Origin of the sequence: Sulfurimonas sp. C5 (genome assembly GCF_029872055.1) — a bacterium.
Taxonomy (GTDB): Bacteria; Campylobacterota; Campylobacteria; order Campylobacterales; family Sulfurimonadaceae; genus Sulfurimonas.
This window is the reverse complement of sequence record NZ_JARXNQ010000007.1, coordinates 1-18,848: the sequence shown is the minus strand read 5'-3', so window position 1 is coordinate 18,848 and position 18,848 is coordinate 1. Positions and strand designations below refer to the sequence as shown.

General features: G+C 34.4%; 22 protein-coding genes. 20 read left to right on the top strand and 2 right to left on the bottom strand.

Going from position 1 to position 18,848, the window contains the following annotated elements:
- Position 1 precedes the first annotated feature (1 nt).
- The 10 genes from lpxC (at position 2) to xseA (ending at position 8,892) form a co-directional block, all read left to right on the top strand.
- Positions 2-886 (top strand): UDP-3-O-acyl-N-acetylglucosamine deacetylase, encoded by an 885-nt coding sequence (gene lpxC / locus P6N22_RS09805; RefSeq protein ID WP_280332508.1) that lies wholly within the window; start codon positions 2-4, stop codon positions 884-886.
- The gene (locus tag P6N22_RS09800) at positions 879-1,337 is read left to right on the top strand and encodes a hypothetical protein (protein ID WP_280332506.1); all 459 of its coding nucleotides are present in this window, start codon (positions 879-881) and stop codon (positions 1,335-1,337) included. Before lpxC ends, P6N22_RS09800 begins: the two co-directional genes overlap by 8 nt.
- A 13-nt stretch (positions 1,338-1,350) precedes the next feature.
- Positions 1,351-2,232 (top strand): homoserine kinase, encoded by an 882-nt coding sequence (gene thrB / locus P6N22_RS09795; RefSeq protein ID WP_280332504.1) that lies wholly within the window; start codon positions 1,351-1,353, stop codon positions 2,230-2,232.
- Between the two features lie 129 nt (positions 2,233-2,361).
- Positions 2,362-2,517 carry a hypothetical protein gene (locus P6N22_RS09790; RefSeq protein WP_280332502.1) on the top strand — a complete coding sequence of 52 codons (156 nt, stop codon included), beginning with the start codon at positions 2,362-2,364 and terminating at the stop codon, positions 2,515-2,517.
- Complete coding sequence (gene infB, locus P6N22_RS09785; RefSeq protein WP_280332500.1) at positions 2,510-5,089, top strand: translation initiation factor IF-2; 2,580 nt, start codon at positions 2,510-2,512, stop codon at positions 5,087-5,089. Before P6N22_RS09790 ends, infB begins: the two co-directional genes overlap by 8 nt.
- 4 nt (positions 5,090-5,093) lie before the next feature.
- Complete coding sequence (rbfA, locus tag P6N22_RS09780) at positions 5,094-5,459, top strand: 30S ribosome-binding factor RbfA (protein ID WP_280332498.1); 366 nt, start codon at positions 5,094-5,096, stop codon at positions 5,457-5,459.
- A complete protein-coding gene (locus P6N22_RS09775; RefSeq protein ID WP_280332496.1) occupies positions 5,459-5,911 on the top strand; it encodes a ribosome maturation factor in 453 nt (150 codons plus the stop codon). The genes rbfA and P6N22_RS09775 overlap by 1 nt, the downstream gene beginning before the upstream one ends.
- A gap of 14 nt (positions 5,912-5,925) precedes the next feature.
- Positions 5,926-6,912: a bifunctional diaminohydroxyphosphoribosylaminopyrimidine deaminase/5-amino-6-(5-phosphoribosylamino)uracil reductase RibD gene (gene ribD / locus P6N22_RS09770; RefSeq protein ID WP_348542141.1), complete on the top strand. Its 987-nt coding sequence runs from the start codon at positions 5,926-5,928 to the stop codon at positions 6,910-6,912.
- A 6-nt stretch (positions 6,913-6,918) separates the two neighbouring features.
- Positions 6,919-7,629 carry a bifunctional demethylmenaquinone methyltransferase/2-methoxy-6-polyprenyl-1,4-benzoquinol methylase UbiE gene (ubiE, locus tag P6N22_RS09765; protein ID WP_280332492.1) on the top strand — a complete coding sequence of 237 codons (711 nt, stop codon included), beginning with the start codon at positions 6,919-6,921 and terminating at the stop codon, positions 7,627-7,629.
- A 9-nt stretch (positions 7,630-7,638) separates the two neighbouring features.
- A complete protein-coding gene (gene xseA, locus P6N22_RS09760; RefSeq protein WP_280332490.1) occupies positions 7,639-8,892 on the top strand; it encodes an exodeoxyribonuclease VII large subunit in 1,254 nt (417 codons plus the stop codon).
- Positions 8,893-8,897: 5 nt separating this feature from the next.
- Here the strand turns inward: xseA and sppA are convergent, their stop codons facing one another.
- Both sppA and P6N22_RS09750 read right to left on the bottom strand, forming a co-directional pair.
- Positions 8,898-9,767 carry a signal peptide peptidase SppA gene (gene sppA / locus P6N22_RS09755; RefSeq protein WP_280332488.1) on the bottom strand — a complete coding sequence of 290 codons (870 nt, stop codon included), beginning with the start codon at positions 9,765-9,767 and terminating at the stop codon, positions 8,898-8,900.
- Positions 9,767-10,990, bottom strand: coding sequence for a metal-dependent hydrolase (locus P6N22_RS09750; RefSeq protein WP_280332487.1), 1,224 nt, complete (start codon positions 10,988-10,990; stop codon positions 9,767-9,769). The genes sppA and P6N22_RS09750 overlap by 1 nt, the downstream gene beginning before the upstream one ends.
- 97 nt (positions 10,991-11,087) lie before the next feature.
- Between P6N22_RS09750 and P6N22_RS09745 the strand changes: the two genes are divergently transcribed.
- The 10 genes from P6N22_RS09745 (at position 11,088) to mnmA (ending at position 18,733) form a co-directional block, all read left to right on the top strand.
- Positions 11,088-11,420, top strand: coding sequence for a hypothetical protein (locus tag P6N22_RS09745; RefSeq protein WP_280332485.1), 333 nt, complete (start codon positions 11,088-11,090; stop codon positions 11,418-11,420).
- Positions 11,421-11,488: 68 nt separating this feature from the next.
- Positions 11,489-11,965, top strand: coding sequence for a type II 3-dehydroquinate dehydratase (gene aroQ / locus P6N22_RS09740; protein ID WP_280332484.1), 477 nt, complete (start codon positions 11,489-11,491; stop codon positions 11,963-11,965).
- 3 nt (positions 11,966-11,968) lie between these two features.
- Positions 11,969-12,457: a 2-amino-4-hydroxy-6-hydroxymethyldihydropteridine diphosphokinase gene (folK, locus tag P6N22_RS09735; RefSeq protein WP_280332483.1), complete on the top strand. Its 489-nt coding sequence runs from the start codon at positions 11,969-11,971 to the stop codon at positions 12,455-12,457.
- On the top strand, positions 12,454-13,728 hold the full coding sequence (gene flhF, locus P6N22_RS09730; protein WP_280332482.1) for a flagellar biosynthesis protein FlhF: 1,275 nt from the start codon (positions 12,454-12,456) through the stop codon (positions 13,726-13,728). Before folK ends, flhF begins: the two co-directional genes overlap by 4 nt.
- Complete coding sequence (locus P6N22_RS09725; RefSeq protein WP_280332480.1) at positions 13,725-14,600, top strand: P-loop NTPase; 876 nt, start codon at positions 13,725-13,727, stop codon at positions 14,598-14,600. The genes flhF and P6N22_RS09725 overlap by 4 nt, the downstream gene beginning before the upstream one ends.
- A gap of 18 nt (positions 14,601-14,618) precedes the next feature.
- Positions 14,619-14,954, top strand: coding sequence for a hypothetical protein (locus tag P6N22_RS09720; RefSeq protein ID WP_280332558.1), 336 nt, complete (start codon positions 14,619-14,621; stop codon positions 14,952-14,954).
- Positions 14,951-15,637: an RNA polymerase sigma factor FliA gene (locus P6N22_RS09715; RefSeq protein WP_280332478.1), complete on the top strand. Its 687-nt coding sequence runs from the start codon at positions 14,951-14,953 to the stop codon at positions 15,635-15,637. Before P6N22_RS09720 ends, P6N22_RS09715 begins: the two co-directional genes overlap by 4 nt.
- Before the next feature lies 1 nt (position 15,638).
- Positions 15,639-16,760 (top strand): flagellar motor switch protein FliM, encoded by a 1,122-nt coding sequence (gene fliM, locus P6N22_RS09710; RefSeq protein WP_280332476.1) that lies wholly within the window; start codon positions 15,639-15,641, stop codon positions 16,758-16,760.
- A complete protein-coding gene (fliY, locus tag P6N22_RS09705) occupies positions 16,761-17,642 on the top strand; it encodes a flagellar motor switch protein FliY (RefSeq protein WP_280332474.1) in 882 nt (293 codons plus the stop codon).
- A gap of 65 nt (positions 17,643-17,707) precedes the next feature.
- Complete coding sequence (gene mnmA, locus P6N22_RS09700) at positions 17,708-18,733, top strand: tRNA 2-thiouridine(34) synthase MnmA (RefSeq protein WP_280332472.1); 1,026 nt, start codon at positions 17,708-17,710, stop codon at positions 18,731-18,733.
- The last annotated feature ends 115 nt before the right edge of the window (positions 18,734-18,848 follow it).

The window sequence follows — 18,848 nt, the reverse complement described above, 5'->3', positions numbered from 1 at the left end:
TATGTATCAAACAACTATAAAAAAGAGTGTAGAGCTTGTAGGGATAGGACTACATAAAGGTTCACCTGTAAAACTGAGACTTGAACCTTTAGAAGCTGAAAGCGGAATAGTTTTTTATAGAAGTGATGTTGATGTTTCAATTCCTCTTATTCCTGAAAATGTTGTAGATACAAAAATGGCTACAGTAATAGGAAAAGACGGTTATGTAATCTCAACTATTGAACATCTTCTTTCAGCCGTATATGCATATGGAATAGACAATTTAAGAGTTGTCGTTGATGCCGATGAAGTTCCGGTAATGGACGGAAGCAGTGCAAGTTATTGTATGCTTTTAGATGAAGCGGAAGTAGTTGAACTAAATAAGCCTAAGCGAATTATGAGAATCAAAAAAGAGATAGAAGTGAAAGAGGGTGATAAGTATGTAAAACTTTCACCTGCTAAAGATCTCAGTTATGATTTTACTATTAAGTTTCCGCATCCTGTAATTCAAGAACAGACATATGTATTAAAGTTTACAAAGCAGTCATACAAAGAAGAGATCTCTCGTGCTAGAACTTTTGGATTTTTACATGAAGTGCAGTATCTTAGATCAAAAGGTCTAGCTCTTGGTGGTAGTTTAGAAAATGCCGTGGTACTTGATGAAAAGAAAATTCTTAATCCTGAAGGATTACGTTACGATGATGAATTTGTACGCCATAAAATCTTGGATGCTATCGGTGATATGAGCTTAATAGGTATGAATTTTATCGGTAACTATGAAGCTTTCGCAGGAAGCCATGATTTGAATCATAAACTTACTATGGAACTGCTAAAAGATCCGGAAAATTATGAAGTGATTGAACTTGTAGGCGAAGAGTTAAGAGAGTTAGAAAAAGCGTATGCGTAAAAAAGTTGATGTTCTTTGTATTACTTTGTCTTCACCGATTTTAATCGGTATTTACGAAGAGGAGCGACTCATTGAAACAATTAGTTCAGATGAAAAAAGTTCTGATATTTTACCGCTCATTTTTGAAGAGGTCTTAGAAAAGTATGATCTAAAAGCGCTCTTTTATGTCAATGGACCGGGAAGTTTTATGGCGATAAAAATAGCCTACATCTTTCTAAAATCACTCAGTATTTTAAAAGATATTCCTTTGTATGCAAGAGATGCATTTTATTTTAATAATAATCAACCTATAAAAGCGATAGGAAAGCTATTTTTTGTTAAAATGCAGGATGATATACAAACACAAAAACTAGAAACAGTACCGGTGGCGAGTTTTAAACTCCCCGATCTACTGGAGTATAAAGATTTTAGTAAAGAAACGGCACCGCTTTATAAAATAGCCGCCGTTTAATAGGAAAGTATTAGTGATAATAAGTGTACCGGCTACATCTGCAAACTTAGGACCTGGATTTGACTCTTTAGGTCTTGCAGTGGATTTAAGAAATAGAGTTGAGTTTCATCCGTCAAAATTTTTCAGTGTAAGTATAAAAGGTGAGGGTGAAAATAATGCACGTCTAAAGGGGAATAACCTTTTCGTAAGTATTTTTAACGAACATTACTCAAGACTGACAAATAAAAAACAAAACTTCAAGTTTACTTTTTATAATTCTATCCCTATGTCTAGAGGTCTTGGAAGTTCGTCAGCGGTAATTGTGAGTGCTATTGCTTCTGCGCATGAAGCTGCAAATATAAGAGTTTCAAAGCGTCGTATTTTAAACCATGCACTTGTGTATGAACCGCATCCAGACAACATTACACCTGCAGTAATGGGTGGATTTAATGTTGCTACAATTGAGAAGAATAAGGTGTTCTCACAAAAGAAACATCTTCCAGATTATCTTAAAGCCGTAGTGGTTATTCCAAATAAACAGATGAATACATCAAAATCTCGTACGATACTTCCAAAGTCGTATTCTAAAGAGAATGCAGTGTTTAACCTTTCTCATACGGCACTTACGGTTGCTGCATTTTTCAATGAAGATTGGGAGATGCTAAAACTTGCAGCGCAAGACAGGTTCCATCAAAAAGCGAGAATGAAGACATTACCTGAGCTTTTTTCGGTACAGAAAGTTGCTTATGAAAGCGGTGCGTTAATGAGTACACTTTCAGGAAGTGGAAGTACGTTTTTTTCACTTGCTTATGATGATGATGCGGCAATGATTGCAAACCGCCTGAAACAAAAATTTCCTGAGTTTGCAGTTAAAATTTTAGATTTTGATAATAGCGGTTTAATTATCGAAAGATAAACAGTTAAGATCAAGTATTATTTGGATATAATGGCGCAAAAAATTTATAACCCAACAAGAATGTGTGTCTCATGTAGAGAAAGATCCACACAAGAAAATCTTTTAAGATTAAGATGTAATAATGGGGAGTTGTCTCCATTTGAAGGTGTTGGTAGAAGTTTTTATTTTTGTAAAATTTGTTTAGATGATGAGAAGAGAGTTGCTAAAGCACTTATGAGAGTGTGTAGAAGTGGTAACAAAGATGAATTGATGAATAAATTAAAGGAGATTGTCACGAATGAGTGAAAAAGTTAGAGTACATGAAATTGCGAAAGAACTGGGGATTACTTCTAAAGACGTTATAGAAAAAGCTACAAAGATAGGTGTTGATGTTAAATCTGCGCAAAGTGTAGTAACAATGGAAGAAGCTGAAAACTTAGCGAACTTCATTATGAACGGTGAACCTGCAGATGAACAAGTAAAACCTGAGAAAAAAGTAAAAGCAAAAAAAACAGATAAACAAGAAGAAACTCCTAAAGTAGAAGAAAAACCACAGACAAAAGACTCTAATGACTCTGAAAAGAAAGAGGAACAAACTTCTAAAGTACAAGAAGTAGAAAAAGAGCCCACAGCAAAAAATGTAGAAGAAAAAGCTGACAATTCTCCTAAAATTAAAACAGCGGTAAAAAAATCGGGTCTTAAAATTGTTAAGAAGAAAAAAACTCCTAAAGAAGAGATCGTTACAGAGGCACCTGCTAAATCAGAAGGTGTTGTTTCTTCATACGGAAAAATAAGTGCAGAAGTATTAGAAGAACTTGCACACAAGAAAAAAGCAAAAGAGAAATCTGTTCCTGCAATGAAAAAAGAGCAAGGTACTAAACTTGATGTAGATATTTTCGGCGGTTCTATGTCTGATGTTTCTTTAGATATGGATGATCAAGTAGAGCTTTTAGACCTTAATGCGACTGAAAGAAAAGAGATGATCGATGATGAGCCTAAAAAGCCGAAGCAACCAAAACCGATCGGAAGAAACGCAAACAAAAAACAAGCGCCTAAGGGAAGAAAAGTTTCTCGTGATAAGCGTAAAAAATATACAAAAGAGAAGCCGGTAGATGAAGTTGTGACTCATGTTGAGATCCCGGAAGATATCCGTGTATACGAGTTTGCAGAAAAACTAAAACGTCCTATGAGTGATATTATCAAAGTTCTTTTTGACCTTGGTATGATGATGACGAAAAACGACTTCTTAGGTGCCGATGAGATTGAAATCTTATCTGAAGAATTTGGTGTTGAAGTAACTGTTACTGATCCTAAAGATGAATTTAACTATGTTGATGAAACAGAAGTTACAGAAGAGGATCCAAATGCTCAAGAACGTCCACCGATTATTACAATCATGGGACACGTTGACCACGGTAAAACTTCATTACTAGATGCAATTAGAGAAGCAAAAGTAACTGAAGATGAAGCTGGTGGAATCACACAGCATATCGGTGCATATACAATTTCTCAACACGGTAAAGAGATTACATTTATCGATACACCGGGACACGCGGCTTTTGGTGCTATGCGTCAACGTGGTACGGATATTACAGATATTATCATTATCGTGGTTGCTGCTGATGACGGTGTTAAACCACAAACTGAAGAAGTAATTAAGATCGCAAAAGATTCGGGTGCTCCAATTATCGTTGCTATGAATAAAATGGATAAAGAAACAGCAAATCCTGATATGGTAAAAGCTCAAATGGCTGAACGTGGAATCAGTCCTGTTGATTGGGGTGGAGATATTGAGTTCGTTCCACTTTCAGCAAAAAGCGGAATGGGTATTGACGATTTATTAGAAAATATCCTTTTAACAGCTGAGATATTAGAGCTTAGAGCAAACCCTAATGCAGATGCAAAAGCTGCTGTGGTTGAGTCTTCACTTGAAAAAGGGCGTGGAGCAGTTGCTACGGTAATTGTACAAAATGGTACGCTTAAGGTTGGAGACAATGTAGTATGCGGTAGCTCTTACGGTCGTGTAAAAGCACTTATGAATGAAAATGGTAAGCAGATTAAAGCTGTTCCACCTTCACATACAGCTGTTGTTGTCGGTTTAAATGAAGTACCGTCAGCTGGTGAAATTATGATGAAAATGAAAAATGACAAAGAAGCAAAAGCATATGCACAAAAACGTTATGAATATGATCGTCATAAAGAGTTAAGTAAATCAACTAAATCAACTTTAGAAGATATGACATCTATGATTGCAGAAGGTCGTCTAAAATCTCTTAAAGTTGTTCTTAAGACAGATGTTCACGGTTCACTTGAAGCTATTAAATCTTCACTTTCAGAACTTAGAAATGAAGAGGTAAAAATAGATGTTATCTCTAGCGGTGTAGGTGGAATTACTGAAAATGACGTTGAACTGGTTGCAGGTAGTGAAAACTGTGTACTTCTTGGATTTAACGTACGTCCAACAGGTTCTGTAAGAGCACTAGCAAAACAAAGAAATGTAGATATTAGAACATACTCAATCATCTATCAATTACTTGATGATATGACAGGTATGCTTACTGGTATGATGGCGCCGAAATTTACTGAAGAAAATACAGGTCAAGCTGAAGTACGTGATGTGTTTAAATCACCTAAAGGTATGGTTGCAGGATGTGTTGTTGAAGACGGTAAACTAATCCGTGGTGGACTTGTGCGTGTTATCCGTAACGGTGTTGTTGCATTCGAAGGTGAACTTGTGAGTCTTAGAAGATTCAAAGATGACGTGGAAGAAGTTGGTAACGGTTACGAGTGTGGTGTTATCATCTCTAACTACGACGATGTACAAGTTGGAGACGTAATTGAAACATTCAAAAAAGTTGAACAAGAGGTAAGTTTATAATTTTATGACAGAAGCAGAGATTAAACTAAAACGTACAGAATCTGTACTTGCGGAGCTTATTCCAGAAGCACTTTCACAGCTTAACGATGCTAGGTTGCATGAATTAGGTATTATAGAAGTGAAATGTTCACGTGGTAGAAGTGATGCTAAAGTGTATCTTGATCCATCCTATTTTGATGAAAAAGAGAAAAGTCTGCTTTTAAAACAATTGAGAAAAGCAAGACCGATCATAGAAGATTATTGTATGAAAGATCAAGGTTGGTTTCGTTCACCGAAACTTGCTTTTGAGTTTGATGAGCATTTGAAAAAAACACAAAATATTGAAGAGTTATTTAAAAAAATCTCTAAAGAGACTAAAGAGGAAGAGTAATGAGTTTAGAAAGTGATATTGAATCTTTAGTAAAATCTGTAGGACTAGAACTATATGATACTTCAATCGTATCTGAATTTGGTGATACTATTTACAGGGTAGCTGTTGTTTCTCCTGAATTTGAAGATGGTAAAAGAAAAGGTGTAACACTTGATGAATGTGTTGATTTAACGCATCTTATTTCACCTCTCTTAGATGTTACACCACCGGTTTCAGGTGACTATAGACTTGAAGTTGGATCTCCTGGCTTGGAGAGAAAACTGACAACATTAGATCATTTTGAAAAATCTGTAAACGAAAATATTGCCTTTACTACGGCAGAGCAAGATAAAATCAAAGCAAAACTTATTGAAGTTGACGGTTCAAAACTGACTTTTGAAGACGAACATGAAAAGTTTGAAATTGATTTTAATGACATCAAGAAAGCAAAAACTTACTTTGAATGGAAATAGATCATAATTTTTTCATGAATTTAGCCTTGAAAGAGGCTTGGAAATATCAAGGATTAACCTATCCAAATCCGGCAGTCGGGTGTTGCATTGTCGGAAAATATAATGAAATTTTGGCTGTTGAGGCACATCGCAAAGCAGGTGAGCCTCATGCTGAAGTGAATGCGCTACAAAAAGCTTTTTTTAAACTCACACAAAATGATAGAATTTTCTCTTTAGAGTCTTCTCACGAAATTCATAACTACCTTTTAAAAAATCATAATGGTATTTTTCAAGAATGCATTGTTTACACAACACTTGAACCCTGTTCACATGTAGGTAAAACACCTTCGTGTGCTAATCTGTTGAGTTTATTAGGTGTAAAGCAGGTTTTTATCGGTTCCAAAGATTTTAATGTAGAAGCAGCAGATGGCATCGATATTTTAGAAGGTGCATCTATCGGTGTAAAAAGTGAAGTTTTAGAAAAAGAGTGTGGAGATTTACTTTATCCATTTAAAAAATCTTTAGAATCACGTTTTGTCTATTTTAAATGGGCACAAAGATTAAACGGGACTTTTGATGATGGAGCTATCAGTTCTGTTAGTTCTAGAGAACATGTGCATAAACTACGTGATGTTTGTGATCTTTTAGTTATAGGTGGAAATACTGTTCGAATAGACAGACCCACACTTGATGCAAAACTTGTTAATGGAAAAGCACCAGATATTTTGATTATTTCTAAAGAAAAAAAGTTTGACCAAACAATACCGCTATTTCAAGTAGCAAATAGAAAAGTATACATAGCAGATAATTTTACAATATTAGAAAACTATAAAAATATTATGATTGAAGGTGGAGAAACACTTTACAATCTAACAAAAGAGTTTGTGGATTTTTATCTGTGCTATGTAGCACCTAAATTTGGTGGTAAAAAAGGCTTTGAAAATGTTGCGGAAGAATTCGAGATTTTAAATGCAGATAAAGAGCACGAAGATATAATTATGTGGATGAAAGCAAAAGGGTAAAACTGTATGGAAAAACAAGAAAAAATCGTTTCAATGTTCGATGATATAGCAGGAACGTATGATACTGCAAACCGTGTGATGAGTATGGGTGTAGATATCGCATGGAGAAAACAAGCTTGTGATCTTGCTTTTGGATACTTGGGCAAACAAGAGATAGATAGAATTATCGATGTAGCATGTGGCACTGGTGATATGATGGGGCATTGGCAAAAACAAGCAGCAAAAGCCGAGATAAAAGTAAGTGAAATCGTAGGTGTAGATCCATCAAACGGAATGGTAGATGTAGCTCGTAAAAAATTTCCAGACTTTAATTACCATATAGCTAAAGCTACAGAGATTCCTCTTGAAGATGCAAAAGCTGATATTGTCAGTATTACATACGGTATCCGTAATGTTGTAGAGCGTCAAGAAGCTTTTTATGAATTTAATCGCGTATTAAAAGAAGGGGGACTTGTAGTAATTTTAGAATTTATGAAACAAGAGAAAAAAACTCTAAAAGATAAGATTAGAGATTTTTATATGCATAAAATTTTACCGTATGTAGGTGGAGCAATTTCAAAAAATCTAGAAGCGTATACATATCTTCCAAATTCTATAGAAAATTTCGTAACAATTGAAGGGATGCAAGCAGAGCTTGAAAAAGCAGGTTTTGAAATGTTGTATACTCAAAGCTTTTCAATGGATATCTCTACTCTCTTCATTGCGAGAAAAAAATAGTTTTTGCACATGAATGCTCTTAGCGTATCTGCATTAAATGAACAGATTAAAACACTACTAGAGAGTAGTTTTGAAAGAGTATTTGTTGAGGGGGAGCTCTCCCGTATCACTTTTCACAATTCTGGACATATATACTTTACTCTCAAAGATAAAGATTCTGCAATCAGCTGTGTAATGTTTAAAGGCAATGCTACAAAACTGAAATTTCGTTTAGAAGAGGGTTTAAAGGTTTTAGTAGACGGTGCAATCTCCGTTTATAAGCCAAGAGGTAGTTATCAAATCAACTGTTTTATGATCGAGCCTTCAGGGCAGGGAGCTTTGGCACTTGCATATGAACAGTTAAAGAAAAAACTATCAGATAAAGGGTATTTTAATCCTGAGATCAAAAAACAACTTCCAAAATTTCCCTCTAAAATCGCACTGATTACATCAGCTACGGGTGCAGCTTTGCAAGATATGCTAAGAGTCGCAAATAAGCGTTATAGAAATATCAGTATAGATATTTACGATGTTTTAGTCCAGGGAGAAAGCGCCGCTTTCTCTATTGCATCTGCAATCAAACATGCTGATTTAGTTGGATATGATTTAATTATCACGGGACGTGGTGGTGGAAGCATTGAAGACCTTTGGGCCTTTAATGAAGAGATTGTAGCAGATGCTATTTTTGAGGCAAAGACACCTATTATCTCTGCTGTAGGACATGAGATTGATTATTTAATTTCAGATTTTGTGGCTGATCTTAGAGCCCCGACACCGAGTGCTGCGATGGAGATGATCTTACCGGATGTAAACGAGCTTTATCAATATATAGATTCTATAGCAAATCAATTAAATCAGCAGATGAATCAAAAAGTTTTTAACAAAACACAGGAACTACAACACCTGCAAAGATCTTTTATGCAACATTCCGTGGAGAAAAAACTACAGCAGTATAAAGAAAATATTGTAAGTTTGAAAAATAGTTTTGAGCAGACTATTGGGTATAAGTTGCAAAACTTTAGTGCAAAAGTAAAAAATATTCAAGATGCTTATCCTCAAACAATTCAAAATAGATTTAGTAACTACAAAATGCAAATTGTAAACTTACAAAATATGTTTAAATCAAACGATCCGAAACTCAAGAGAAAAAAAGGTTTTGCACAAATATCTCAGGCAAATAAAGTGATAGAGTTAAAATCTTTAAAAGTAGGAGAAGAGTTCGAAGCACAAAGTGACGAGATAGTGATCAGTGCAAAAGTATTAGACACGAGGGTGATCTCCTAAAGAGATCATCTCAGTGTAAGTTGCGGGAAATAAGTGTAAAGCATAACTGATGTTGAAGCCGAGAGTTTATCTATAATTTTTTCAAATTTATCCTCTTCGTTCCAAACAGGACTTTTTACACCACTGAGTTTAACGAGCTCATTTTTAGCATCTGTTTCAACACCTAATTGATCAATTAAACCAACCTCTTTTGCCTGAGCAGCGGTAAAAATATGTGCATTTGCATAGGTGTCTCTTTTATTTATATCTAGACCTCTCGCATCGGCAACATCTTTACTGAACATATCATAAGTACCTTGGATTACTTTGTTTAATTCGTTAATCTCATAATCTTCCCAAGCACGATCAGCCGTACCTACTTGTTTGTATTTACCAGCTTTTACTATTTGAGATTTGATACCGATTTTATTCATGAGTTCACTAAAGTCAGCTCCTTGCATAATTACACCGATACTTCCTACCATACTGCCTGGGTTTGATATAATTTTATCTGCCCAGATACTTGCATAATAACTTCCACTGGCAATAGTCCCTTTAGCATAAACAACTACAGGTTTTTTTGTGGTTGCTCTTTTTATTGCATATGCTATCTCAATAGAAGGTGCAACAGCACCACCTGGTGAGTCTACAGAAAGCAGAATTCCTTTTATATCATTATTTGCAGTAGCTTTATCAATTTGTTCAACAACTGTTTTAGCATCAAATATAGGGCCTACTAGGTCTATTTTTTGAAGATTATTATATCTATAGTGTTGATTCTCATTCGGTGCAAAGATTAAAAAAAGAATCAATACAAAAACACTCGCTTTAAAATGCTCCTGTATAAACTTTATAGGTAAGGTGATGGGTAAAAAAACTTTTTTCAAAAACTCCATTATAGTTCTCCTTTTTCAAGTTGTCCGTTTATAAACACTTTTGATATATCGTAATGGTGAAGAATTAAGTGTGTTGCAAGTTCTTCATTTGGTGTACTTTCAAGATCCAAAACAAGCATATCTGCATTTTTACCTTCAGCTATCTCTCCAGTATTTAAACCTAATGCCTGTGCAGCATTTTTTGTTGCTGCCATAATTAACTGCTGGGCAAAGTCATTAAGTGGTGCATTGGCATGAGTAAAGAGTGATATTTTCATCTCTTCAAAAAGATCAAGTTTATAGTTTGAACTTAAGCCATCCGTTGCAATTACCCATGGAATATTATGCTCATTTAACTCTTTGATATTCAAAATACCATTCCCTAAAAGTCTATTAGAGATCGGACAATGTATAATCGTATGGTTTGCATTTTTAATAGTTTTTAGTTCATCTTCATTTGATTTGACTACATGAGTAAAAAGGGTAGGAGTATCGTTAAAGTGGCTTAAAAATTCTTTTGCATCACTTACATTATGTTCTTGATTAAGGAATTTTTTGAAAAACTCACTAAAATCACCCTTACTTTCATCCAACCAATCTCTCTCAGCCTCACTTTCCATAAAATGAGCTGTAAGCTTGAGTTCTTCATTCTTTACGATCTCTAATGCTTTTTTGATCAAAATAGGGTGTACCGAATAAGGAGAATGGATAGCTACGCCGGGAATGAAACCTTCACGTTTTACAGATTTGCTTGCATCAAGGCGTGCTACAAAGTCTGTAAATAAAGCATCCGCCATAGCAGCCTGACTTCCTATAAGCTCATTAAAAAACACAACATTTTGTTTTGCATTTGCACATGCATCGAGATCCATAGCATGCGAGCTGATTGCTCCAAATGTTGTGATACCGCGATCAAGCATAGCATCAATTGCTTTTTTCATACATTCTTGATTACAACCGTTAATTAGTTCATCACGGTTTTCGATTACACTATAGAGCCAGTTGATAAAATCTCCGTAGCTTAATTGTGTTCTATTTGCAGAAAATTCTATATGTACATGTGAATTTATAAGTCCCGGCATCAATAAAGAGTTTTCTTTTAGTTGAATTATTTTTGCATTAGGAAATTCTTTTTTTAACTCCTCTATAGAGCCGATTTTTTCAATTTTTTTGTCAAATGCTACTGAGACGTTTTTAAGCAGTTTATCAGGTGTTAATATGTAATTTGGTGATATAATATTCATAATTTAGTACTTTATATATAGATTTATGTAAAATTATACACTTTTTCTTTAACAATATTAAGATAGAGTGATAGATGAAAGAAAGAAGGAGCATAGAATGATTAAGTGTCATTTGAAATATGAAAATTTAGAAGATGAACTGACAGAGCTTGAACCAGTTTTAAAAAATAGTTTACAAAATGAGATTCTTACAATTAAACAATTAAACAAAGGTTCTGAAAAATACAACTATGTGAATGATAATGTTAAAAATATTGAAAATGCTGAATATGTTATTTACTCTACTTTTATGAATGAAAACTATCATGAATCTGAGCAGTTTATATTTTTGGATAAAACGGGGAAACTTGTTTGTACTATTTCCGGTCGTGAGATGGATCTTTACGATATGATCAAAGATTGTGAAAATCTTGTAGAGAGTAAATTTTAAGACGCTGTGATTTCTTTAATCTTTTTTTCGATAGAATAAATCTTCAAATACAATATTGAAGGTAAGTAATGAAAATAGTAGTTATTCAAGGTCCAAATTTAAACATGTTAGGTGTTCGTGAACAACAAATTTATGGTCCAATGAAACTAGAGCAAATTCACGCTCAAATGAAAGAAGTAGCAACACAAAACGGTGTTGAAATCGAATTTTTTCAAAGTAACTTAGAGGGTGAACTTGTAGATAAAATCCAAGAGTGTTATGGTGAGGCTCACGGTATTATTATTAATGCAGCGGCATATACACATACTTCTATTGCAATTCGCGATGCTATCGCAGCTGTAAATATCCCAACAATCGAAGTTCATATTTCAAATATCCATAGACGTGAAGAGTTCCGTCAAACAAACATGATTGCACCTGTATGTGCATCGTCTATTGTTGGTTTTGGTCCATTTGGATATCACTTGGCAATGATGGGTATGTTTCAAATTATGAATGAGATTAAAGCTGCTCAAGAAGCACAACAAGCTGCTCAACAAGCATAATCTATGTATTTACAACGCAAAATTAGTGACAAGTTAGTTTCTTTTCACACTTTGCGTTACCCTTTTGTTAAGCCTATTCGATCAAAGCATAGATATGAAGTGGTTGTAGGAATAGGTGGAAATGTTGGTGATGTTCGACGTCGTTTTGAACATCTTTTTGTAATGTTACAACGAGAAAAAAGAGCAGAGTTGTTTAAAACATCGTTGATTTTAAAAAATCCTCCGTTTGGGTATACAGCTCAAGATGATTTTTTTAACTCAATTATGTGTTTTAAAACATCTATGCAGCCAAAAGAGTTTTTACGCTATCTTTTACGAGTTGAAAAACATTTTGGTAGAAAAAGAAGCTTTGCAAATGCACCAAGGACTTTAGATTTGGATATAATTTTTTTTGATAATCGAACTATTGATACAAAAGATTTGACAGTTCCACATCCTCATTGGTATAAAAGAGAGAGCGTTGTAATCCCATTGTTAGGTGCTGCACTATGAAAATGCTTACATTTACCGGAAAATCACCATCGGAAGCTTTAAAAAGAGCTAAAATGGAAATTGGTGACGAAGGTATGTTGATTGAGACTAGAGAGTTAAGAAAAAAAGCTCTCGGTCGAGAAGGTTTATATGAAATTGTAATCGGTATTGATGAAGGTATGATCTCTTCCGAATATGCTAAACCGAAGAAGCCTTTAAGTTCACAACAACCGTTAAAAGATGAATCAAAAGATGTACTTTTTGATATCTCAAATGCTGCCGAGCAAATATCAAAAATTTCTCAAGTGACTGATCCGTTCAGTGCATATGAGAAAAAGCCTGAATATCAAGTACCTGTAGTGGAACCCTTAGAGTTAAAAGAGATCAAATCTGAGATTAATAAGCTTACGGATAAAGTAAAAATTATCCAAAATATGTTTTGGGATGAAAAGTCCCCAGAACTCTCAACACAAATTCCACCGGAGTTTTCTGAGATCTACCGTTTAGCAAATCAGAGCGGTATGAATAAAGATCATCTTGATATGCTTATGCAAGTGACATTAGAGCATATGCCTTTAAAGATGAGAGAAAATTCTGCAACTGTAAAGCGTTATTTTCAAACTATTCTGCGTAAAATGGTTCCGATAAGAATAGAAAGTATGCCTCCGGTAGGAACTAAAAAAGTAATAATGCTTGTTGGTCCTACAGGGGTGGGAAAAACGACATCAATTGCAAAGTTAGCGGCAAGATATTCATTTTTATTAGAGAAAAAATATAAAGTCGGTTTGGTAGTCCTTGATACGTACAGAATAGGTGCAGTTGAACAACTAATGCAATATGCAAGAATGATGAAACTCGGAATTGAAACGGTTGTGGATCCTCCGGAGTTTTCTTCAGCACTAGATTCATTGAAATATTGTGATTGTATATTAATCGATACTATGGGTTCAAGTCCGTACGATAAACAAAAAATTGAAAAAATTTATGAGTGTTTACATTCAAATACTACGAGTTATGAGATTGATGTGGTTCTTGTAATGCCAAGCAGTATCAAATATGAAGATTTAAAAATGACTTATGATAATTTTTCATCTTTGGGAATAGATACATTAATGTTTACTAAACTTGATGAGACTATTGGATTTGGGAATATTTTTTCATTGGCGTACGAAACGAAAAAACCGATTAGTTATTTTTCTGTAGGTCAAGAGGTACCGGAAGATTTGGTAACGGCATCAAGTGACTTCTTAATCGAGTGTTTATTACACGGTTTTAATAGGAGCAAAGCATGATGGGGCATCAGGCTGAAAAATTAGAAGAATTAGTCTCATCAAATGCAGCAAAAAAGTCTAAAAAGACACGTTTTATTGCTATTACAAGTGGTAAGGGTGGTGTAGGTAAAAGTACGCTGAGCTCAAACCTTGCATATACATTGGCACAAAAAGGTTTAAACGTAGGAATCTTTGATGCTGATATCGGTTTGGCAAACTTAGATGTTATGTTTAACGTGAAGATTAAAAAGAATATTTTGCATGTACTTAAAGGTGAAGCGAGTGTGTCGGATATTTTAATTCCAATCACACGTAACTTGATATTAATTCCAGGTGAAAGCGGTGATGAAATTCTAAAATATTCAGATAGTGCACTATTTGAGCGTTTTATGGAGGAAGCACAAATTTTAGATAAACTTGATGTGATGATTATAGATACAGGGGCTGGAATAGGGGAGCATATTCAGATGTTTTTAAATGCAGCTGATGATGTAATTGTTGTAACAGTTCCCGATCCTGCTGCTATTACTGATGCGTATGCGACTATTAAAACAGTAGCAACTCTTAGAAATGATATCAATATGATTATGAATCAGGTAAAAAGCGAAAAAGAAGCAGTTGGTGTATTTGAAAAGATAAAAAAAGTTGCAAATGCCAATATAGGCGGAAATTTAAACTTGCAACTGCTTGGAAAAGTCAATGCTGATATAAAAGTTTCATCAGCAGTGAAACAAAGAGCTCTTTTTTCAGTTTTATTTCCATCTGCACAAGCAACAAAAGATATTGAGCTTATTGTACAAAAAATCATCTCAAAGCTGGAACGAAATGTGCTAGTTAAATCCACTGAAAGTGGTTTAAGTGGTCTATTTAAACGTTTAATAGACCATTTTTAAAAAAAAGGTGGGTAGTTGATGTTAGGTGAAAATTTTGTATACTTTTTTACTGTGCAGGGATTTTTTATTGGTATAGTATTTGGGATATTAAAATCTTTTGATGCCGCTGGACTACTGACATATACCTTTTTTATTACTGTTTTCTTTTATCTTTTTTCTCATGTTGTTATTGCCTTATACTACAGAACAATCAGTGTAAGAGCGTACAATTTTCCAAAAGATACACACGAAAGAGAATTAGATCTTTTTGTTAAAGAGATTAATAAGCGTGAGAAGTTGATAGATTCAGCATGTCGTTTAACTGACTATGCAATGAAAATGAACTCTGAAGATAACGCAGGACAAAAACAATGAGTCAAAACGTTTATGCCAATGATTTAAAACATCAAGAGGATGAACTGGCTATTCAGTATCTTCCCGCAGTTAAAGCTATGGCATTTAGATTAAAAGAGCGTTTACCGAGTTCGATAGACTTTTCCGATCTGGCAGCAATAGGGACAGAAGAGTTGATTAAACTGGCACGTCGTTATGACGATACCCTTAATGATAATTTTTGGGGCTATGCAAAAAAAAGAGTCTATGGTGCAATGCTTGATTATCTTCGCAGTTTAGATGTTTTAAGCCGTTCTAACAGAAAACTTGTTAAAGCTATTGATCATGCTGTTGAAGAATACCGTTTAACACATGATGAAGAACCAACAGATGAAGAACTTGCTACAATACTAGAAGAAGATGTAGAAAAAATCCACGAAGCGAGAGTTGCTTCTAATATTTATACAGTAATGCCTCTTCATGACCAACTGCAAGTTGGTGATGAGGGTGCAGCACTTGCTCAAATTGAAAAAGAGGATCTGATTGATGTTATTAAAAATGTTCTTTCAACATATAAAGAGAGAGAACAGATGATTATACAACTGTATTATTTTGAAGAGTTGACACTCAAAGAAATTAGTGAAGTATTAGATATAACAGAATCAAGAATTTCACAAATTCATAAATCTGTTTTACATAAAATTAAAGAGAGTATAGGAGCATAGTATGGCAGATATACTTTCCCAAGAAGAGATTGATGCATTATTGGATGTTGTTGAAGATGAAGGTGATGATGTCCTAGAATCGGAAGACGACAATTTACTTCCTCAGAGACAAGTAACTTTATATGATTTTAAACGTCCTAACAGGGTTTCCAAAGAACAGTTACGTGCTTTTCGTGGTGTTCATGATAAAATGGCAAGAAGTTTGGCTTCACAGATTTCATCTATTATGAGAAGTATCGTAGAGATCCAGCTTCATTCGGTTGACCAGATGACATATGGTGAGTTTTTAATGTCGTTGCCAAATCCTACGAGTTTCAATGTTTTCTCTATGAAACCTTTAGAAGGTAGCGGTGTTATAGAGATCAATCCTTCAATCGCTTTTCCAATGTTAGACAGATTGTTAGGCGGTAAGGGTGAACCATTTGATTCAACGAGGGAGTTTTCAGATATAGAGCTCTCTTTATTTGAAACAATTTTACGTGTAATGATGGCTACACTAAAAGAGGCATGGGGACCAGTAATGGATATTTATCCAACAATTGAGTCTAAAGAATCAAGTCCTAACGTTGTACAAATTGTTGCTCAGAATGAGATTGTAGTCATGGTTGTAATGGAAATTATTATTGGGCATAGTTCAGGTATGATGAACATTTGTTATCCTGTTATCTCTTTAGAACCTGTACTGCCAAAACTGGCTTCACGTGACCTAATGTTGAATGAAACGAGTTCAAAAAAATCTAGAAATACAGAATTAAAAGTGTTGCTTGGTGGTGCTAAAGTAAATGTTGAAGCTAAGCTCGGTGAAGCAGACCTGTCGATGGCAGAGGTTTTAGAGCTTAAAGTTGGTGACGTATTACGTTTATCGAGTCCCGCAGATGATATTGTGACCGTTTCTGTTGACGGTAAAGACAGATTTCGTGGAGAAATAGGATTGAGAAGATACAGAAAGTCTATAAACATTCTTGAAATCATCGAAACTGAAAAAGATGAGGTTAAATTTGCACTTGAAAATCTTGAACAGCAACGTCACGATAAAATTTCTGGTGTACGTGACATAATTCATGAAGAAGAAGCAAATGAGTTTAATGAATTTGAAGAGAAAGACACAGATAAAGGGGAATAAATGAGTGACTTTATAAAACTATTTGAAGATGAAACAGTTGCTACTATAGAGGCACTTGTCGGTTCGGCTCCATCTTTAACGCTAAAAGAGGAACAAGAATTAAGTATTATATCTAATATTGTACCTCCAATTGTATTGGTAAAATTAAAAATAAGCGGTGATATAGAAGCAGATGCTATGGTCGCACTTCCGCCAAATTTATCAACATCATTATCAGATATGATGATGGGTGAAGAAGCTAGTGACAGAGAAGATGTAAGTGATGATGATATAGACGCTACTAAAGAGATAGTGTCTAATATCTTCGGTGCTGTTGCCAATACATTGTCTGCACAAAAAGAATTACCGGTACTCTCATTTAGTATAGATAGTATAGAGTTTATTGGTGAAAGTGAAGATGTAAGCTTAGAACAGTTTAGTAAGATGTATGTTTATAAGTTTTCATTAGATTCTTTAAATTCACTTTTAATGTTTATTATTGACGATAAGTTGACTTCTAAACTCTACGGAGGGGCTTCTGAAGAAGCTGTGACAGAAATTAGTATAGATGCCCCAACTTCTGTTGCTACGCCAGCAAAACCTTGCAATGAGACAAAAGTGAAACTTTCTGATGAAGAGATGAGTAATATTTCTTTAATTTTAGATGTAAAGTTACCTGTAAAAGTGCGTATAGGTAAAAAAAGAATGTTATTAAAAGATGTTTTAAATATGGATATTGGTTCTGTGATAGAATTAAATCAATTAGCTAATGATCCGTTGGAAATTTTAGTTGACAATCATGTGATAGCAGAAGGTGAAGTTGTTATCGTAGATGGAAACTTCGGTGTTCAAATTACATCAATCGGTAGCAAAAAAGATAGATTAAACAAACTAAAAGAATAAGATTTTCATATACTTTAATTGGATATAATTGCAAAATTGTGATTATAAAAGATTAAGGTAAGAAAATGAAAAAAGTTTTAGTTGGGATGAGTGGAGGAGTCGATTCTACCATCACTACATTATTATTGAAAGAGCAAGGGTATGAGGTTGAGGGAGTATATATGAAACTTCATTCAAAACCTGGATATCATGAAATTCATCAAGCCCGTGCTCAAAAAGCTGCAGACTTTGTGGGTATTAAACTCCACGTATTAGATCTTCAAGATATATTCAAAGAAAAAGTTTTTCAACCTTTTATCGATACTTATGCTGAAGGTAAAACACCAAATCCATGTGCACTGTGTAATAGAAATTTAAAATTTGGTGAAATGATTAAATTTGCTGATGAGGTAGGTGCAGATTATTTAGCAACAGGACACTATATTCAAACAGATGGTGAATTCTTGTATGCTGCACATGATGATACAAAAGATCAAAGTTACTTCTTATTCTATATAAACAAAGATATCTTACCAAGATTAAAGTTTCCGTTAGGTGAAAGAAAGAAAAGCGATATTAAAGAACTGGCTGCTTCTATAAAAGGATTAGAGTCATTCGCATCTCAAGCAGAATCTAGCGAAATATGTTTTGTTGAAACTACATATACAGATGTTCTTAAAAACTATGTACAAGTTGACCAAGTAGGTGAAGTACTAGATAAAGATGGAAATGTAGTAGGTGAGCATAAAGGATATATGCACTATACAATTGGTAAAAGAAGAGGTTTTACTGTTAATGGTGCTCATGAACCGCATTTTGTTACAAAAATCATTCCTGAAAAAAATCAAATTGTAGTAGGTACACGTGATGAACTTGCTTGTAATAGAGTAGTACTAAATAATTTGAATTTTTTTAATGATGAAACAGAGTTTAAATCAACAGTGAAACTAAGATATAGAACAAAAGCTGTAGATTGTAATGTAAAGATAGAAAACGATAAAGCATATGTAGAATTAGATGAAGGCGTTTTCGGTGTTGCAGTAGGTCAAGCAGCAGTGTTCTATGATGATGATAAATTAATTGGTGGTGGTTGGATTATAGAAGCAAATTAGAAAAAACGAAAACTTTTCGGAAACCTTTTAGATTTTAATGAATCTTTAAGGAATAATCCCCTATAATTCCCGTCCACAAACGATGAGAGGCCAACGAAAGAGGGTCAGAATCTTC

What these genes read in the sequence shown, in the direction of transcription:
- P6N22_RS09750 (WP_280332487.1), bottom strand. Translation starts at nt 10,990, where the DNA reads ATGAATATTATATCACCAAATTACATATTAACACCTGATAAACTGCTT.
- P6N22_RS09800 (WP_280332506.1), top strand. Translation starts at nt 879, where the DNA reads ATGCGTAAAAAAGTTGATGTTCTTTGTATTACTTTGTCTTCACCGATT.
- ubiE (WP_280332492.1), top strand. Translation starts at nt 6,919, where the DNA reads ATGGAAAAACAAGAAAAAATCGTTTCAATGTTCGATGATATAGCAGGA.
- folK (WP_280332483.1), top strand. Translation starts at nt 11,969, where the DNA reads ATGTATTTACAACGCAAAATTAGTGACAAGTTAGTTTCTTTTCACACT.
- flhF (WP_280332482.1), top strand. Translation starts at nt 12,454, where the DNA reads ATGAAAATGCTTACATTTACCGGAAAATCACCATCGGAAGCTTTAAAA.
- P6N22_RS09720 (WP_280332558.1), top strand. Translation starts at nt 14,619, where the DNA reads ATGTTAGGTGAAAATTTTGTATACTTTTTTACTGTGCAGGGATTTTTT.
- ribD (WP_348542141.1), top strand. Translation starts at nt 5,926, where the DNA reads ATGAATTTAGCCTTGAAAGAGGCTTGGAAATATCAAGGATTAACCTAT.
- xseA (WP_280332490.1), top strand. Translation starts at nt 7,639, where the DNA reads ATGAATGCTCTTAGCGTATCTGCATTAAATGAACAGATTAAAACACTA.
- fliY (WP_280332474.1), top strand. Translation starts at nt 16,761, where the DNA reads ATGAGTGACTTTATAAAACTATTTGAAGATGAAACAGTTGCTACTATA.
- fliM (WP_280332476.1), top strand. Translation starts at nt 15,639, where the DNA reads ATGGCAGATATACTTTCCCAAGAAGAGATTGATGCATTATTGGATGTT.
- P6N22_RS09725 (WP_280332480.1), top strand. Translation starts at nt 13,725, where the DNA reads ATGATGGGGCATCAGGCTGAAAAATTAGAAGAATTAGTCTCATCAAAT.
- P6N22_RS09745 (WP_280332485.1), top strand. Translation starts at nt 11,088, where the DNA reads ATGATTAAGTGTCATTTGAAATATGAAAATTTAGAAGATGAACTGACA.
- mnmA (WP_280332472.1), top strand. Translation starts at nt 17,708, where the DNA reads ATGAAAAAAGTTTTAGTTGGGATGAGTGGAGGAGTCGATTCTACCATC.
- sppA (WP_280332488.1), bottom strand. Translation starts at nt 9,767, where the DNA reads ATGGAGTTTTTGAAAAAAGTTTTTTTACCCATCACCTTACCTATAAAG.
- P6N22_RS09715 (WP_280332478.1), top strand. Translation starts at nt 14,951, where the DNA reads ATGAGTCAAAACGTTTATGCCAATGATTTAAAACATCAAGAGGATGAA.
- aroQ (WP_280332484.1), top strand. Translation starts at nt 11,489, where the DNA reads ATGAAAATAGTAGTTATTCAAGGTCCAAATTTAAACATGTTAGGTGTT.
- lpxC (WP_280332508.1), top strand. Translation starts at nt 2, where the DNA reads ATGTATCAAACAACTATAAAAAAGAGTGTAGAGCTTGTAGGGATAGGA.
- rbfA (WP_280332498.1), top strand. Translation starts at nt 5,094, where the DNA reads ATGACAGAAGCAGAGATTAAACTAAAACGTACAGAATCTGTACTTGCG.
- P6N22_RS09775 (WP_280332496.1), top strand. Translation starts at nt 5,459, where the DNA reads ATGAGTTTAGAAAGTGATATTGAATCTTTAGTAAAATCTGTAGGACTA.
- infB (WP_280332500.1), top strand. Translation starts at nt 2,510, where the DNA reads ATGAGTGAAAAAGTTAGAGTACATGAAATTGCGAAAGAACTGGGGATT.